9 protein-coding genes and 2 pseudogenes are annotated in these 19051 nt (G+C 34.0%); all 11 read right to left on the bottom strand.

All coding sequences use genetic code 11. The annotated features are described in order from the left end of the window. Window positions 1–8 precede the first annotated feature (8 nt). On the bottom strand, window positions 9–6044 hold the full coding sequence (locus BK585_RS22820) for a DNRLRE domain-containing protein (RefSeq protein WP_078557062.1): 6036 nt from the start codon (window positions 6042–6044) through the stop codon (window positions 9–11). A gap of 388 nt (window positions 6045–6432) precedes the next feature. Further along, window positions 6433–7431: a DUF6094 domain-containing protein gene (locus BK585_RS22815; protein ID WP_245805935.1), complete on the bottom strand. Its 999-nt coding sequence runs from the start codon at window positions 7429–7431 to the stop codon at window positions 6433–6435. A gap of 141 nt (window positions 7432–7572) precedes the next feature. Next, the gene (ltrA, locus tag BK585_RS22810; protein WP_078557060.1) at window positions 7573–9372 is read right to left on the bottom strand and encodes a group II intron reverse transcriptase/maturase; all 1800 of its coding nucleotides are present in this window, start codon (window positions 9370–9372) and stop codon (window positions 7573–7575) included. A 744-nt stretch (window positions 9373–10116) separates the two neighbouring features. Continuing rightward, the gene (locus BK585_RS22805) at window positions 10117–10440 is read right to left on the bottom strand and encodes a hypothetical protein (protein WP_078557059.1); all 324 of its coding nucleotides are present in this window, start codon (window positions 10438–10440) and stop codon (window positions 10117–10119) included. Window positions 10441–10623: 183 nt separating this feature from the next. After that, on the bottom strand, window positions 10624–10779 hold the full coding sequence (locus tag BK585_RS24240) for a hypothetical protein (protein ID WP_170885720.1): 156 nt from the start codon (window positions 10777–10779) through the stop codon (window positions 10624–10626). Between the two features lie 106 nt (window positions 10780–10885). Further along, window positions 10886–11113: pseudogene (locus BK585_RS24765) on the bottom strand (single stranded DNA-binding domain-containing protein); the annotation flags it as partial. Window positions 11114–11265: 152 nt separating this feature from the next. Continuing rightward, window positions 11266–13080 carry a reverse transcriptase/maturase family protein gene (locus BK585_RS22795; protein WP_078557055.1) on the bottom strand — a complete coding sequence of 605 codons (1815 nt, stop codon included), beginning with the start codon at window positions 13078–13080 and terminating at the stop codon, window positions 11266–11268. A gap of 605 nt (window positions 13081–13685) precedes the next feature. Beyond that, window positions 13686–13928, bottom strand: a pseudogene (gene ssb, locus BK585_RS22790) (single-stranded DNA-binding protein); the annotation flags it as partial. Between the two features lie 89 nt (window positions 13929–14017). Further along, window positions 14018–14362: a DUF6018 family natural product bioysynthesis protein gene (locus BK585_RS22785; protein ID WP_078557054.1), complete on the bottom strand. Its 345-nt coding sequence runs from the start codon at window positions 14360–14362 to the stop codon at window positions 14018–14020. A gap of 474 nt (window positions 14363–14836) precedes the next feature. After that, window positions 14837–16588, bottom strand: coding sequence for a hypothetical protein (locus BK585_RS22780; RefSeq protein WP_078557052.1), 1752 nt, complete (start codon window positions 16586–16588; stop codon window positions 14837–14839). A 5-nt stretch (window positions 16589–16593) separates the two neighbouring features. Further along, on the bottom strand, window positions 16594–19047 hold the full coding sequence (locus tag BK585_RS22775) for an ATP-binding protein (protein WP_078557050.1): 2454 nt from the start codon (window positions 19045–19047) through the stop codon (window positions 16594–16596). Window positions 19048–19051: the final 4 nt, after the last annotated feature.

The raw sequence follows: 19051 nt of genomic DNA, 5'->3' as shown, positions 1-19051 counted from the left end.
CCCCCTAATCATTTATATAAAGCGTGTTTAATTACCCGCAACTGGCCAGCATTTCTAGCTGGGCTAAAAATTAACTCCCAACCTCCAACTTTCATCATTTTCTCATATTTTATTCCCTGTTTTTGTGCTTGTCTAACTGCTGCACGAAAACTGGTTAACATTGCCTGTTCGGACATTGCTCTACCATGAGAAAATGATCTAGAACGAGAATATTCTGCCATATGTTTAGTTGCATTTGGATGGACCCAGAACTTACTTTTTCCCATAGAAAGTTCAAAAGACTTCGGAATGTTTGTTCCATGATTTAATGGTCCAGTTGATTTGATATGTCTCCAAACGCCACTATTACCCACAACCTTATTTCTTATTGTTTTGACCTTATTAACTGCTTTTCGAACAATACTTTTAACAACTTTTTGTGCACCTTTTCTTGCCATATATCTGATAGCCATTCGAACGCCGATATGGACTGCAAATACAACAAAGAAAGGTAAATTTCCATCCGGATCTGTCAGCATCACAGGATTATTCATTGCATAGTTGTACATATTTTGAGAGAACGGATGGTTTTCACTACCGATTTGTGGGTCTCTTGAAATAAATCTTGCCATAGTAGGGTCGTAATATCTCGCTTGTAAATAGTACAATGCCGTTTCACGGTCATATACATATCCAGCATAACCAATAGGTTGTCCTGCAACAACAGTGTTTTCAGAGGTTGTGAGTACTCTTCCCCATGGATCATGGTTGTAACGAGCTACCACATTTCCACTTGCATCGACAATTCGAACCACATCGCCTCGACGATTGGTGACATAGTAGAAAGTTGTACCTGTACTATTCGTTAAACTTATAGGCTCACCATTATTCCATGTAAACGTCCAAACCGTGTGTCCGCTAGTGTTTGTAATACGAATAAGGTCTGTTCCATCGTAATGGTAGTTTAAAGTCAAACCACTGTTATTCGTTTTTGATTTACGTAAACCATTAGGGTGATAAGCATAACTTTCAAGGAGTTGTCCATTTAAATTTGAAAGTGATACTAGTCTTCCTTCCCCATCCCACTTATAAATATACTTATCATCTTTTAAAAGGTTTCCTGCATCATCATACGAAAACCCAACTACTTCATTCGATGCATTAAACTCATACGTTTTCCCGTTTGGATTTAATAGATTACCTGCTTTATCGTAAGTGTATCTTGCAGATAAACCCTGATAGTTCCATGTCGCAAGACGCCCCGCAAAATCATAGGTGTAGCCATGACCTGCACTTCCATCATAATATGACGTTACATCCCCACTATCATTATATGAATAAGCAAGTCGTAAGGTTGAAGTTCTTAATAGTATATTCTGCTCTATGAGTTGTCCAGCCCCATCAAATTTTTGATATTGATTGGTAACACCTGATTTGATTCGAATTGGTAGGCTACTTTCATCATAATAAAACTCCGTAACGCCACCCCTTGGACCTGTGATTGACGAAGTTCTTTTTAACATATCGTAATTAAACGATGTGGTTTGTGCAGTCCCTCGAATATCCGTTTCTTGATAGGATGTTCGTAATCCATGAGAGGTACTTGCTATATTTTCTTCAAAAGTATTTGCTAGCTTATACCCACTTGGTTCAAGAAATTCGACTAGTCTACTGCTCTCGTCATAGGTAAATGAATAGGAGCTTTGATCTGGCAATATGAGTCTTGTTAGGTTATCTGCTCTGTCATATTGATTTGTCCACACTTTTGAGCCGTTAACCCACTTCTCACTCAAGCGATTTTTTCGGTCATACGTAAATTCTTCTTTTGATGCTACCGTAGTTCCTTTCCCTCTTTCAACGGATGTTTGATTTCCATTTTGGTCGTAATCATATTTGATAAACTTCCCAAGAGGGTCAATTTCTGACGTGACTGTGTTAACTTGATTGTATTCAAAAATAGTCACATGTCCCCGAGGATCAGTACGTTTTGTCAGATTCCCTTGATTATCATAATCATACAACACTGAGATGTTATCGGGAGAAGATGCTGAACCATTCTCTAATGTTATTTTCTTTAATTGGTCAAGGAAATCATATTCATAACTCGTTTTTCGTCCTAATGGGTCAGTAGAACTTAGTTGATTTCCATTTGGGTCGTACGTGAAACTCGTTTGTTTATTTAACGCATTTCTTTCACTGACTAAGAAATTTCCGTCGTTGCTGTATTGTTGAAATACAGTTGATGCTGTTTCTTCTAATTTAAGATTATCAAAATACACTATTCCCGTTTGATTACGGTACAAGGCCAAGAGTCTAACTTGTTGAAAGTCTTTATTTGGGAATACCGTATGTTTGATAAATTGCCATTCATTTTTAACGGCAGGATTAAATGGATAACTAAAAGTTTCCTCTGTTCCATCACGATTCACGACTACCACACTTAGCGCGAATGCACCAGTCTGATTTGCTCCTGTTGAGTAAGCCCAACCTGAAAATGAAAGGGGATCACCTTTTCTTCCACTTGCTTGTACAACTTGACCGACATGTCTTTGCGCTGAAGTAGAACCTGTTATTTTGAAGGAAGCATTTCCACTTCTTGCTCTCTCCGTTGAGCGCCCGTCACCTGAACCGAGTGAATTAAATGTCCATGAAGTGGTTCCTGACTCGAAACTTGGATTCTCATTACTATAGTATTCTTCTAATGAAACTCCATGTACCACTTGGACAGCATCAAAGCGGACGGTTCCTGTTCCTGTAAATAATAAATCCACTCGGACTTGTGCTGTTTCTTTTGGAAGTGTAAAGAAATCAGATACACGCATCCAGACTGCATCTGAAAATGCAGGTGTCACATACTCAATGTTTTTCCCGTCTTTTTGAAGGTGTTTTCCACTTGCATCTAGTGGATAAAGTCGGATTCTTGCCCCTTCACCTGTGATACCTGAGGCTTCAATATATCCTGATACAACATAGTTTTTTTCCTCTTCTTCAGGAAGAACAGCAAAGGTTTGTGTGTAAAAGCCACTTGTTTCACTTGGAGATAACGTGATGGCAGCTGACCTGTTTCCATATTTACTTGTTGCACTTGACAAATAAATACCTTCTAGAGCTCTGTTCCAGTTTCCTGGTAAGTCATTGCTAAATACTTCAAAATTAGAATTAACTAAACGATTGTGCGCGATGCCTTTTTGACTAGTACTTGTGATAATATTTCCGAATTTATCATACGATGAAAAGTCTGTTAAGTTAAAGTTGTCTGTAGTTGATATTAAGTTACTTTCATCGTCATAAACATATTCGGCAAAAGAACCATTAATTTCATGTTCTTTAATTAAATTCGATTTATCATCATACTCGTTTTGTACCAATAAGTTATTTGGAGCACTCACACTTACGAGATTCCCTTTATCATCATATTGGCCTGTATATATGCTTGGACTGTCAGCTTGTCCAGTCGTTGGGTCAGGTTCAATAACTTCGATAATATTATTTTTCTCCCACGTATACTTTGTAGTTGATGGGGACGTTCCTTGATAGTCATCCGTGATTTCTGTTACATTTACCGTTGGTCTGTTTATATTGGAATACTTGAATTGAGTTTTAAAGCCACGAGCATCAGTAACAATTGTCTCTCTTATAAAATATTCCAATCTATAAGACGTATTAGTAGAACGGGGATCAATTACTTCGATAACTCTGCTATCCTCATCGTAGTTTATTGTTCCTTTATTCCCATTTGCATCTATAACTTCTGTTAATCGATGGTCATTATTATAGGAGAAAGAGATCCTCTTCTTTAATGAAGTAGACCGATTGTTTGCATAAGTTATTGATTGTAGTCGGTATTTATCATTTAAAAAATTATAACTTAGTAATGTTTCAGTGCCTCTAAAATCTCTTATCCTTTCGAGTAGCCCATTACTATTATATTGTAATGTGATGTCTCTTCCACTAGTCTCATTGCCATAGCGCTCACTTATTTTAGTAATTCTTCTGGATGTACCATCAAACTCATAGAGAATGGTATTTCCCTTTTCATCAACAGTTCTTGTATTTCTTCCTCTAGAATCAAAATATAAAACAGTCTCATCTGGATTTGTTAGTTTAAATCCGGTACCTATTTTTTCAAGTTCAAAGAAGGTTCCTTCTGGAGAAGTATAAGAATTTTCATCATCTTCGACTGTTTTTGTAAAGTGATATCTTGTTGCTTGAGCATCTCTGTATTCAATGACAGATTGTCCTGAATTGATAAATAAAAATTGTTGAGCATCTAAGAACCATCCACGACCATAGGCTTGTTCAATCCCTGAAAGGCTATTGTAATTCAGATTAAGATTAAATGCGGCTGTTTTCCCTGGAAGGGAAAGCAATGGGATATCATATACCAAATTCCCGTTAATTACATTGACAACACCCGTACCTTCTCCTTGAAAAATATCTGGTGTGTATGTCCAGTAGTCCGTTATCCCTAGTAACAGATTTGGACGGAAATCAATAACCAGCTTTGGTTTACCAATATTCGTACCATCAGGATTATTCCATTCTGTTGTTCTAAATCCTTTTCTTGATATTGTTGTTTCATGGTCATTAGAATATTTTAAAAGTACACCATGATTTTCAGTTGTTCCGTTATACCAATTGTTGACTAGGTTATTAACAGGTATATAAAGATACTCAGATATTTGAGTACTGTTTCCTCTTCCTGCTGCTCCTGAAGCGAAAGTTGGACGTGTATTCCATGTCACCGTGGTTGGGTCAAATGGGCTTGTTAATCTATGAGCTTGCACAGGGACATCTTCACCGGTACTTGATTGCCGAAGACCAATTTTAGCGGACACTACTGTTGCATTTGGTAGATTGGGCAAGTTCCATTTTAAGAGAGAACGTGTTACTCCTTGTGTACTATGATTCCCAACAAACATAACTGTATTATTACTGTAATTTGTATTTGGACTATTACTAGCAATATACGTATCACTTGGTTGAAATACATCAACCCAAGGGTCGATAGTTACAGGGTACACTCGTTCAGGGTCTTTTAAGAAAGACTCATCGGCAGTTAACGTCAGAATAAATCCATTTTTTGTTTGTTCTATATCTTGAACTACATCTTGAGATAAAACACCAGATGGGTCCTGTTCAAAGTTTGAGTCAAACATAAAAGGCCTTTGGATAAAAAATAAAAAGTTGTCTGTTTCATCTAGGAAATGAATAGACCCATCCTCTTGTTTAACAGCCTGTAATTTGTTAGATGTTTTGATGTTGAATTTGAATATGTTTCTCCCTTGATAGGAGTGTAAAATAATATTCTCTTTTACTTTTGTCCCATCTACTACATATTCAATATCAACTCCAGAATAAGGAGTGTTATATTTTATGGTATTACCTTTTCTTTTTGATTTACTATCTTGTGGTTTGTTATGAACTTTTCTTCCTCTATCAATAGTTTCATCTATAAGTTCAAATTTAATTTCGTGTCCCTTTACCGTGTATGTGAAGAGATTACTGTTGTTTCTGACCTTTGATTCTTTTGGAAACTTAGCTTTAAACTCATTCCTTTTATTTTCATAATGTTGTCCATCACTTGAAGACACTAGAGTATTATCAAATTCAATCCACTCTTCTCCTTCTAAGAAATGGATAGGTTCTAACATAACTTCAGCTGTATACGTTCCATCAGTATTTTCATAAACCTTCGAGGTCTCGGTACGTAAAGATACATCCTCTTTTCGATTTCCATCCTCGTATGAACTTTTGTGATTTTCTGGTTCTGTTATTGGCAACTCTTCTTCTAACTCTTGCTCTAGAATAGCCTCCCTTTGAGGATCCACCGCCTCTACTTCTTCTGCATCACTTTCTAAAATAGGTTCATCCTGATTAGAAAGATCGTTATCTTCGTTTTGTTCAATTTCTTCTGGAATTAAATCGAATATCTCATCCACATTTTCTTCCGACTCAATAGCAAACGTATCATGTAATTGTGACAATGGAATAGTTGTAAAGATTAAAAGAAATACTAATATTTTAATAATAAATTGTTGAAACCATTTTGTTTTCTTATTCACTTCGCTCTTCCTCTCATGTTGTTTTAAAAAGTTCTCTTGGTTAATAAAAGCGGATTGAGTTCTTAAATCACCTACTAAAGTTTAGTTTGCAAAAAGTATTTACTAGCGAATAGTACCATAAAACTTTTGTCGAATTATGTAGAACTGTGTAAGTTTTTGAAAAAAGATGTATGTAATTTATCCCAATGTTTTGTTAGGAAAAGGAATTTCTGCTAATCTAAAACAAGTTTCAATTATAAATATAAAAATATCTATTCTTAAAGAATTAAACTTCAGACCATAGTAAAAACGCCTTAGAGAACCATTTCTCAAAGGCGTTTTATCTACAGTCTGAAAGAACAGACAAAGTCTGTTCCTCCTCTACACTGACATTCCTTAGATAAATAATTTACACGAGTTTACGAACTAGCCCGTTTGAATTAATGACCTTAACTGAAATATCCCTTTTTGTACGTTCTTTCATAATGGTTGTTTTGGAACCATTATCATGTGTGCGTACTTCTTCCTCTCTTATTTTAGATACGATTTCTAAACCTTGAACTAAATGATAGTTGTCCCCTATACCAACTTCCCCATTTATCGCTCCTGAAGCTAATAAAAGTGCCATCTGACCTTGGTTAATAGGCATACAAGGGTTTCCACCAATGACTAGTTGCTTTGGTTTAGAACGCTCTTTAAAGGCTGAGAACCCTTTTGAGTTTCTTATGCCCTCATAAAAATTAGTTTTATCCTCTAGTTTTGTATAAAACGTTTTAAGTTTAGTAGCTCCTGCAGGTACTTTCCATTTGTGTTTACCAAGTAAAACGTTTATTGGTGTTACTTTTTGAGTAACAAACTCTTCATGTTCCATTTCTAGCAAAAAGTTATATAGCTTTTCATTGAACTGTTTGAATTTCCCGCTTTTTTTGTTACCAATGAAGATACACTGCTTAAAGTCATCATAATCTTCATCAGTAAAACGGACTATGCCCACATTGTCAAAATGTGTTGCAAGGAACCTAGCTATCTTTTTATCACTGAATCTATAACTTGGAATAATATAAACCAGCAACCCATTTTCCTTTAAGTAGCGAACATTACGGATTAATTCTGTCCACTCTTTTCGTTCTGCGTGGTCATCTCCAAGACCTTTCATACTAAAGTCGTATGGTGGATTTAAAAAAAGCATGGAAACTGCATCGTTTGATACAACCATACTCTCAATGGGAGCATTAATACAATGAGTAAGGACCTCACTTGCCTTTGATGCTCTTGATTTATCCAACTCAACTCCATAGGTGGTGATGTTTCTTTCCTCTGTACGAAGTGAAGACGCAATATGATGTAAAATTTCTCCTTCCCCACAAGTAGGATCAAAGAAACTACAATCCCCTCGTACTTCTAACAATTGAGAAAGATAATTTCCCTGTCTAATAGGTGTTGCAAAAAATCCACTTCTAAGTAGCGATAGGTAAGGCTTTGATGTTATCTCTACCTTTTCCCCCGCTCCACACCGTACGTGAGACTTTCACCTCATACGGCGTTCCCTCTAATTACATTTGATAGATTCTAATTTACATGACTTTCGCAATTTGTTTAGTGTCTTAACTTGTTTATCGGTAAGATTGAGTATTTTGAGATATTTGTCTATCGTTTCGTCTCTAGTAGCATGGACCAAGTAATGAGCAAATTTGTGTAATACAACTAGGTTATTAAATTCATCGGTTCCACCTTGTTCTAAGGGGATAATGTGATGGCAGTGATAGTCTGAGATACTTTGTATGAGGTTAATGCCGGTAACATGACATTTTCCCCTTGCCGCGTTAAATTTAGATACCCTATTGTCGTTGTATTGTATGCTTCTACCTTCTATATAAATACGAGCGATTTGATTAATTGCTCGTGTCATATTATAGGCTAGATTGCTCTTTTGGTTAATTTTCCTACCTTCCTGAGAGAAATCTGTAATATCTTGATTAAACTGTTTGGGGATATTATTTCTAATAGCACCAATTGGTATCAAGCAGACATCTTTTACCTTGAAGGTTTGATAATTATATTTTTCATAACCCTTTACTTTATAATGTCCATACTTAAACTTTACTTTGAGACGATTCCATATAACTCTGTGGACTCTGTAGGCGATCTCTTTCATATCAATGGCGACATGAGATGCAACACTAAAATAGTTGTGTACCCCTCGTAAATACAGGTTATAATCATAAGCTATTCGGGGATTTCCACTTAAACTGAGTTTTATCACTTTATCCCTTATAGTTCTAATTATGGTTTCCTTTTTCTTATCGCTGATATTGGAGTGCGCTACTCTTTTATTATTCTTTTTGACAGCTCTTATGGAGAACCCTAGAAATTCCGTTTTTATTTTACGTAAGTTAGTTATTTTTGATTTTTCGGGTGAGATTTTTAACCCAAGTCTTTTCCAGAGAAAGTTTTTAATAGCATGGAACCACCTTTTAGCAGTCTCGTAGTTCTTGGTGAGTACCTTAAAGTCATCTGCATATCTAACAAGAAATCCTTCTTTTAGATTTGTAGATTTTAGGGCTCTCCATCTGTTCGAGTCTTTGCTGTAGGGGTTTTCTATTTCAAATGTTTCCCACTGGTCAGCTATCCATTGGTCTAACTCGTTTAGCACAATGTTAGAGAGTAGAGGAGATAGTATTCCTCCTTGTGGTACTCCTTTCTTTGCTATTCCTTCTCCTTCGATTTCGGCCTTTAGCATCTTTTTAATGACTGCAAGTAACTCTTTGTCTCTAACCCCTAATGTATAAAGTTGGTTAATTAATTTGTTGTGGTTAACATTGTCGAAGAATCCTTCAATGTCAATATCAACAACAAAGTGGCACTTTCCAACATTAATTAAGTTGAGAGTTCTGGCGATTGCATGATGAGTAGACCGATTGGGTCTGAATCCATAAGAATGTTTAAAGAATTTCGCTTCACAGATGGGTTCTAACACTTGTTTGATTGCTTGTTGTATTATTCGGTCTTCCATAGTGGGAATTCCTAGAGGTCTCTTTTTCCCATTTTGTTTTGGGATAAGCACTCTTCTAATACTAGAAGGTTTATAATTCTTAAAACGCCCTTGAATAAGGTGAACATATTCGTTTTCGTTTAAGACTTTATAATCCTTTATTGTTTGTCCATCTGTTCCTTTTGTTTTACTCCCTGTATTAGATTTTATAGTTCTATACGCTAAGATAATATTGTTTCTATCTGTAATGATTTCCATTAAGTTATGGAATTTCTCATTGTCAGATGACCTTGCATATAATCCATCAAATACAGGTTGCAAATTGTAATACTCTGAATATCTTATTGCGTCTGTCATTGGTAAGTCCGTTACTCTCCTTTATTTTGGATTTCACCTACTTTATCCTACCCGAATTGCTTACCGTTAGAATTAACTACCATAATATAACTAGACTAGAGACCTTCCCTCGGCTATGTTTCCATAGTTTCATCAGTACCATGTCTCCACCCTCACGATTAGTTAATCTGTGTTATAGAGTGTGTATCCTTTCCACAGAATCGCTTCACAGGTGCCAATCCCTCCACGCTAATCGCTTTCCACGTTCCAATATCCTTTATCCTTACATATTACTTTTAGGTGCTTCCTTTACGTCTGCTTGCTGGATTGACCCTATGCGTCAATAAGGGGTTTCATAACAAACAATCTTACTAACCCTCACAAGCTCTGCTATGACAGTATGATTATTCCTAATCATTTCGGATCTAGACGTGTACCTTCGGAAGTTCGTCAGTATCTTAATACATTCTCACCATGAGCAATTTATGGACACCCGGTCTATCAATTATCCATTACATAAGCATTGGGATAATCTTCAACCGACTTTACCTAGCTTCGCACATACATAATTTTTGGCTATTATGTATGCACGTAGGAGTATCAGTGGAGATGTTTAGGGCTGGTTAGTTCCCTCATTCCATCTCTAAGGATATCAGTTAGCTCTTTTGTTTTCAGAGCTGACTTTTTCACAACATAGTTGCTTATAAGTCAACGTGTCGCACGTTTGTTTCCGATATGACTCATAATTTATTCCTCCCAAGTTTATTAAAATGGTAATTCCCCTGTATATTCTGATATACAAATGTTTTTATAACCTAACTCATCTAATGTAACCAGACTACCGTTATATAGTAGTTTTCCATCGATTTTAATTTTTTCCCAGAATTCTTGATGAATGGAACTTTGTAATGTCTCCAAGATATTGTCTTTAGTTATGGATAACTCTGTTGGGTATAAACTCTTTTCAAGAATCAAGCGGGTAGTTCCACTTGTTAGAATGATAGAAAAGAATTGGTTCAGGGTAGTGCCTGAATCATCCAGAAGGGAAATCCCCTCTCTTGAAATACATAGTAAGGTGGTATAATCCATACTTTTTCCTCCTTAATATCAAAAAAGAGTGTTCAATCATTGATGATTGAAACACTCTCTTTTTTTTATATAGCAAGTGCAAGCAGCATTACGAATGGAGCTCCCATAGCACTTAATGTTAACACTCTTCTCACATCGATATAATACATAATTTATTCCTCCTAATAATGGTTATTATTTAATTTAGTTTTTAACTCCGATACAATTTACAACACCGTTTTTTAGTGCATAAATTTTATTGCTAAGTTTATAAAGATGTCCTCTTTGCTCATCGAATTTTAAGAAAACGAGTTCTCCCGTTTCATAAAACATTTTGAGTTTCGCAATATCTAATCCCAATTTATTTCTCCACCTTTTCATGTCCTGTTTGAAAGAGGAGGACATGATAATATGTTGCCCCCTCTTAGGACAGAAAAGTTATAAATTATACTCACTTAAACACTTTCTAAAATGGCAAATCATCATCAGAAATGTTGATGGAACCACCGCCATATGGGTCATAATTAGAACTCATATCTTGGTTGTTGCTATTTTGATTGTTTCCAGTTTGATTTGGGTTGTTTCGGTTATTACCTTGTGGTGTACTATTTCCATTCGCTTTAGGTTCAAGAAACTGTACACTTTCAGCTACAACCTCAGTAACGAAAACCCGTTTCCCTTCATTATTGTCATAGTAGGATAAGAACCCAGCGCCTTACTTAAATTCCATCATTAGTTTAGTGTGTGTTATGCGTCACTTAACTCATTTGTTGTCTTTAAGTAGGTTTCCAAGAACTCTCCTCCGAACCGTACGTACACCTCTCAGCGTATACGGCTCTCCATTTATCAATCTAATCTTCCCGAATGCAGGTCGTTGTGGCAGGTTTTACATAATGCGAGAGTTTTGCGCTTCCTCGCTATCATGAGTTGCTCCCACCGTTTCTTACCTTTGAGTTCTTTTAGCTTTTTGACGTGATGCATTTCGATGGATACTGTCGTGTTTGCGCACCATTCGCATTGTTCTGCCATTATCCTGTCAATTAAGCTAGTTGTAGAACTGTACATCAGTATATTTTCGTTATAATCTACTTTTGCGTTAGTATTAGGCTTTTTAACTCTTTTGAAACCCTCATGATAAAAGTATCTAACTTTTTCTCCCTTTTTGGTTTCAGATTTAACTCCGAACCCTTTTCCAATTCTGTATTTGTTCATCATTATTGAGACCTTGCTTTTATATTTATTGGCAAAGGTCTTCATCATGCTAAACTTCATTACATACAAGAATTTGTGTAGGTTGGATACGTTAACTGCCATCTTGTAGTATTCGTAGAGTCCTCTTATTTCTGCGTTATAAACACTTAAAATTTCAAGGTCATCATTATCCTTTAAATAGGCTCTATGAATGGATTTCCATTCATTTCTATTATTGATTTGTACGGCCTTGATACTCTTAAGTTTATCCACCCATTTTTCAGTTGGCATTAGGAGTTTAACTCTGAGATTTCTGGTTCTTCTCTTTATTCCCTTATTATCCGTTTTAGTTTCATTACTACGGGAAATTGTTATGTCGTAACTAAGGAACCTCGCTTTATCACTGCTGTGAGTGATAAGAGTTTTATCTTGAGATAATTCGAGTTTCAGCTTATCTCTTAAAAACTTCGTGAGGTGTTCTTTTACCGTATCAGCGTCCTCTTTGCTACCTATTATCCCGATTATGAAGTCATCAGCGTATCTGACATATTGAATTCTTTTATATCCGTCATCCATTGGGTTAAATGCGTGATAGGACATTGCTTCTTTCTTAATTGCATTAATATCGGCACGTATTTTTTCCTTTTGAATTTCGTCTAGGTCGCTCCATATGTCTTTGTACTTTGCTTTTAGTCTGTCTGCTCTTTGAATAATGGTTCTATATTCTTTACAACGTTTTCTGTTAATTCCTTTGTCGAAATTCTTTTTATACTCTTCCATATATACATCTAATTCGTTTAGATAAATGTTAGATAGTATTGGACTGATGATGCCACCTTGTGGTGTACCACTGAATGTATTGTGATATTTCCAATTCTCAATATATCCTGCCCTTAAGAATTTCCATAATAGACGAATGAGTTTATCATCATCTATTCTCTTTTTTAGGATGTTAATTAGAATATGATGGTCTATATTATCGAAGAAACCTTTTATGTCTCCTTCAACAAACCATCTAACCGCTGTAAATGTTCCTTCTACTTGATTTAACGCTGTATGACAACTTCTATTAGGTCTGAAACCGTGAGATTTAGTGGAAAATGAAGGCTCATATATAGCTTCAAGAATTCTTCTTACTATTTCTTGAACCAACTTGTCCTCAAAGGATGGAATCCCTAGAGGTCTCTTTCCTCCATTTTTCTTAGGAATGTAAGTCCTCCTAGCTGGGTTTGGTTGATACTCTTCAGATTTAAGTAGGTCTATAACTTTCTCTATACGTTCTATACTCATACCATCTATTGTCTGTCCATCTGTACCCGCGGTCATATTACCCTCGGTAGCATAAATATTTTGATATGCTTCAAGGTAGAAAGCCTTGTTATACAGATTTCTGTACAGTTTCTGATATTTATAGTTCTTATTACTCGCTTTGGAAGTTAGATTGATTAATACCGTTGTAGGATTTCTCATGAGTCTCACACTCTTTCCTTTTTAGTATTAATCCCGATAAACTGTCTCCCTTCGCCGTGTACTAAGTTTTCCTTAGCTCTGACTACTACGGAGACTCCGTTGCCATATTAGATATTCAGTCCCTTAAGGATATAGCTACTAAATTAGAAAATAATAGCACTCCAACTTAGGCAATCCCCATTTAGTACATACAAGAACTTAGCAGGATATAATTTCGGATGCGACTTTCGACTTTTTCTTCTTATTGAAGATGGTTAGTCATGAGACACTGATATATCGTAAGAAGCTAGTACGATTTCCATTTATAATTACAACTTCAATTATGTGTAATTACCCTGACTACATAACGTTTATAGCTACCTTCCGCTAAGGTTCAAACTGGTACACCTCAGTCTATCGTTTAAGCAGTTTAGCTTTCATCCTTGTTTATATCATTTTGTCTCGCCATTCAGTCGTGACTTGGTAACTAGTCAACTTATGACTTTGCCAACATGCTACACTCCCCGGTTGGTTTCCCTTACGGATAAGTTGGCTGACAATAGGTTTTGTGTCTTAACCTACTATGCTGCTATGCATAGATTTCTTGAGTGTCCTTATGGGCGCACGCTTCTAGTTTGCATTCTGCCGTCAATGCCAGCTAAACTTCCTTTTGTAAGGAACTGAGCGACGTTTTCAGCTTGTTTCCGCCAAATAATACAATTTATAAAGTCTGCTTCACGATCCCCCTGTTGGTTTGTAAACGGTCTGTTAACCGCAAGGGTAAAGTTCGCAACAGCAACTCCATTTGGCGTATAACGTAATTCTGGGTCCTTTGTCAGGCGCCCAACAAGAATGACACGGTTTATCATTTTTAACATCCTCTCAAATTGTTTTTTTAAATAAAAAAAACAAATGCCTATTTACATTTGTTTACGTCCACTCAAGCAACATGCTTGTATTAAGCTAAATCAAAGAACTCCATAAATTTATGTTTTGTTTTTGCTACAAATGAAGATGACTCATGTTCAATGGTAGAATCGAATCGATAAAAGTCTTCTCCGGTAAATCTCCAAAGAACAGGGTCACCTGTCTTTTCTTTTATAGCTGCTACTACCATTGCAACTTCCTGTAAAGCCTCAGAGCGATTTGTAGAACGACATCTAAAATACCGCTTATTCCCGTCACCTAAATTTAGTTCAGCGATAATACGAGGGGCTCTGACACCAAAACCTCTACTCTGAACTAACTTTCTACAATCCTCTACTACATCTGTCTTACCAAAAAACTCTGCTAGTGTTGCCATACTTACCATCCATCCTTTCTAAAGATAACTTTTATATATAAAAACGCAAAAAAGCGCTCTTTAGATTCGATTAATAGATCACCCAAAATGGTATGATTTAAAAATCGCTCCAAAGAACGCTGTACGTTTTATAACAGATCCCGCTAACCTAGTTAAGGTTGCATAACAAAATTAAAATAAAACTAATATACATTTATAATACTATTAAATGAATAAGATGACAATAAAATATTAGAATAAAGCCGTTGTTAGTTCTCCTATAAAAGAAAAATAAAGCAGTAATTAGAACAATATTAGTCTAATTACTAAGGGGGATTTATTTTTCTACATCTAAATTTGGGAAAGGAATTATATATATAAACTTTATATTTTCAACTATCAAAAAATACGATTAATCATAGAATACTATAAATAAGTTAGCAGGGATGTAACCAACATTTTAAGGATTCTTATAAGCCTACTCTTACCCTATTATTAAAGAATAGGTGCTTCATTTTTGCCAACTCGTAGAAGGTGGTTTGAATATTCTTGGTGAATTTCACTTGCAGTTAAAACATTTAGTCTACCTAACCTTGATATATTTTTATATCTTACTCCAACTACTTCTTGTCCATTTCTTAAAACTTCACATTTCAATTTTGGAAACATAACTTTTCCTAACACTTCCTCATCATGTATTTGGCCGAGTAAAGTTTGTAATTCTTGAAGGAATTCACCAAAACCGTTTAACAGAAGCGTCTTTGTGGAAAATCTCATTGTTCTGGATGATTCAATTATGTCTTTTGTAACATCAATTGGTCTTCCTGAATTCTTTTGAAGCAATAAACAATCTAATATAAACGCATTGATATAATATGCACCAGCATTCTTTTTATATTTATAAAGTTCATAGCGATTTTTTTCAACAGTTTCTTGGACAGTGTATTTTTTTTGTGTATATTTGTTTTTAAGTTCCTCAATTATATCTTCGTTTCCAATTAAGTGATTGAATTCTGGTTCTTCAAAAATAGGTGTGATTTGGTTTCTTTTCAACCCATATTGGGATAAAATTTTATTTATTTTTTCATCAATACTTTTTGCATTCAAAACATTTTCTATTTTTTCTACTTCTAACAAGAATATTTCTTGGTTTATTCTCTGTCCATTAGCTCTAACTGTTAAATCACATTGCTGTGATAAAACTAAATAAAGTAAATCATCAATTTTAATAACATCACCATATGATATATCGTCACTCTGACTTATAAATCTGAGATCACTAACACTTTGGAATTCATTGTTTAATTCTTTAATTATCCTAGACTTAATGGAGTAGTATTCCATCATAGAATGAGTACTTACATAAGAATGTATCGATTCCCTTATAGGTTTGACCAAAATGTCGTAGTTTTTTTTCCAAATTGTTTCATATTCTCTTTGGAATTTTGATTTATATATATCATATAGTATCTCATCTATATGTTGTCCCTCTGATAAGTAATTATAATTAACCAGTAACTCGTTATTGTTTATATTCCATATTCTATCGTTCATGGATTTCATAGTATTTTCTTGAATAGCGTAAAAAGAATATAGAAAATTTGCTTTTTGAGACTTTCTAATAGCTGTACTAATTAATACGGCATTTAATCCTGCATCTTTTTCAACAAAATTGAGGTGCATAGATAAAATCTTAATACATTCTGATGATAAGTCCAATTTTTCCGAAAGATATTGTATTACATCAGAATGACTACTAAAAACTTCAACTTCAGTACTATATAAAAATAAAAAGCAGTTATTTTTTTCTTTCAGCAATTGGGATATATTCTCTAGTATTCTTCTGAGCACAGATTCGTAATTTTTTGCAGATAACTTTTTATCCAGAATAAAAAGAATTGATTCTTCTTGGCTTTTATAATTTTCAATTTTTTCCACATTAAATTCTTCCGGAAGATACTTTTCCTTTACTGAGCTGTCAAAAAAATCTTCGATTGGTTTATACTCCTTATTTTGATAATTAAAAAATTCCTTTTGGGATTCCTTGTCTATTTCCTCTTCATTGAAAAACTCATTTAAAGTCTTATTTTCATTCTCTTCATCTGACTCTATAAAATCTGTTAACTCTTCGTTAAAAGTAGCAGAATCAATTACTTCTACAGGAATATCCTTAAGGCATGTACTTTCCGTTATAAATGAATCGTCGACCATCACTACTCTATCTATTGTAAAACCTTGATAAGTCACTTTGATCACTCCTCTACAAAATCAATTTCCAAGATGAATTTATTATTAAAAGCATTTAAGTCCTTTAAAAGTGTGATATCACCATTAATTTCTTTTAACAATTCTTTGACAATGAATAATCCCATACCTCTTCCCTCACCATGGGGTTTGTTGGTACTAAATGGTTCAAATAATGTTTCGGATATATTTGGGTGGATGCCATATCCATTATCCCAAAATTTAATACTTTGTTTTTCTGAATTAAATTCTATATATATTGTGGGATTTTTTATATTCATTTTTTCTAACCAATATACTGAATTGATTATTAAATTTTCTATAATAATGCTAAATCCTTCCTTAACTATCTTTCTCTGAAAGCCTTCTCCTGAGATTTTTAAAGCAATAATTTCATCTTTATAATTTAATAAGGGACTCTCAGAAAAAATTGTTTGTACATGATTTTTTAAATCTTCATTTTCATATCTTCGTCTTTTAGAATATGAATTCACATCTAATAAAGAGGCATAACGACTTAAAAATTTTGTATTAGAGTCTATTATATTAAGATTATTGATAATTGAATCATTTTGTATTTTTAGAGGCTCTTTCCCAATTAAACCTCTAATTTGTAAAGAGCTATATTTAATATTGTTAGATAGTCTTATTATTTCATGAGATAATGTTTCAGCAACTATAGTAGCACCAATAACTGGATAGAATTTTCTTAAATTTTCTTGTTCTAATTCGAATTGGACAACTCTTTTGTCCTTAACCGTGGCAATTTCATTTAGATTACTTTTTATTACAGAGAAGTTTTCTTCAACCAGTGTGGACAATTTGTTGATTTCTTTTTTATCATCTTCAGTAGTTATTTTAATTTTTAGGTTGTTTAGCCTTTCTTCAAAGTGTTTCTTTACAGAATTCACACTATTTGTTGTCTTTTTAAAAGGATCTTCTTTTTTTATAAACCTTATAGTTTTTAAATCTAGGACATCATCAACATTTGAAGCATTTCTTTTTGATTTTGGGATATTTAAATTTTTTCTAAGGTTATTATCAAATTCCGCAGCCAAATGAGCTATTATATCGCGCATAATAAACAGAAAATTTTTCCCGTATTCATCTAGTATAAGGCCTTCTCTGTTTGTAAGTTCTTTAAGTTTTTCTAAATTCTCATCACCGTCAATATAGACATATCCAGTAGTATTACTAGGCCTATAAATATTGTTAATCTGCATTTGACTTTTTTTCCCCAATTCTAACCAATCTTTCTCTCCATAAGGGAATACCCTAAAGTTGTTTCGGTACATTTTTACACCAGAAATGTTATCTAAGAGGTTCTTAATTTCAGTTTTTGGTACAGTATTCTTTGAATCTCTATTGAATCCATAAAACTTACCTTCAAAATCTCCAGGTAACAGAAATTCATTATCTTCATTTACGAATAAGACATTTATTTTAGCTTCAGGAATTTTTTTGTTCATTGAATCTCTATTAAGTAAAAATTCAATATTGTCTTCGCAAAATTCGTCATAAAAATGTTGGTAATCTATATTGGAATTGACTAGCTCAAATTCCGCAATGTCCATTCTTTCTAATAGTTTATCAATTAAAAATTTAATGTATTGTGGGTTCCTTTTAACATGTATCTTTAATCTTTTTTCTGTAGAAAAGTACCAAAATGAGGTTGTTACATCACTAATATTCTTTAGCCTTTTTTTATCATATAAATCATTCCTAAATATTTCTTTATTTAAATCAATCTTCACTTTGAAGTTAAACTTTTCAGATAAAAAAGGATTAATGAATGATAATACATCTTTTTCTAGTTCTTTTTTTGTGTTTTTATGTTCCCAAAAAGAGATTCCTTTTAAGCCATACACAGTTATCTTAGTCCCATGTGTTTTTTTGCAGAATAACTTGTTTGTTGAATCGTATTCTTGAATTTCAATATCTATATCTTCCAATTTAATAGAATTATTAAAATCTAACCAATTGATGCTAAATTTAAAATATTTATTCTCATTTTCTTTTATCAAAGCTGTGATATCATCTGTTCCAAAATATTCTTTAAGATTAGTTACATAATCAAATATTTCTGTATTTAACTTTGTTTCAACTTCAACATAACTTCCTAATTGATTAAGAGATAATCGGCCAATTCCTTTGCTACCTAACGCTAATCTTTTATATATTGGTGATATTTTTTGCTGTCTTATTTTAAATGAAGATGCTATTCTTAAAAAAGCATTTTCAATAATAAATGGATTCATTCCGTTCCCGTTATCCTCTAGAATTATTCGACCAAATCCATGTTGAGATTGGAAATGCGTATCAATTTCGATATTACAATTTAAAGAGTCTGCGTCAGAGGAATTTTTAATTAATTCTAAAAGTGCAATTTTTTCATCCGAAATTAATGCTTCACCGAGATGACTAATTATTCTAGAGTCCATAGACAATTTAGTTTTCTTCAAAATA

The organism is Bacillus alkalicellulosilyticus (genome assembly GCF_002019795.1).
Lineage (GTDB): Bacteria > Bacillota > Bacilli > Bacillales > Bacillaceae_F > Bacillus_AO > Bacillus_AO alkalicellulosilyticum.
The sequence above is the reverse complement of the archived record's forward strand: the minus strand, read 5'-3'. Positions and strand labels throughout refer to the sequence as shown.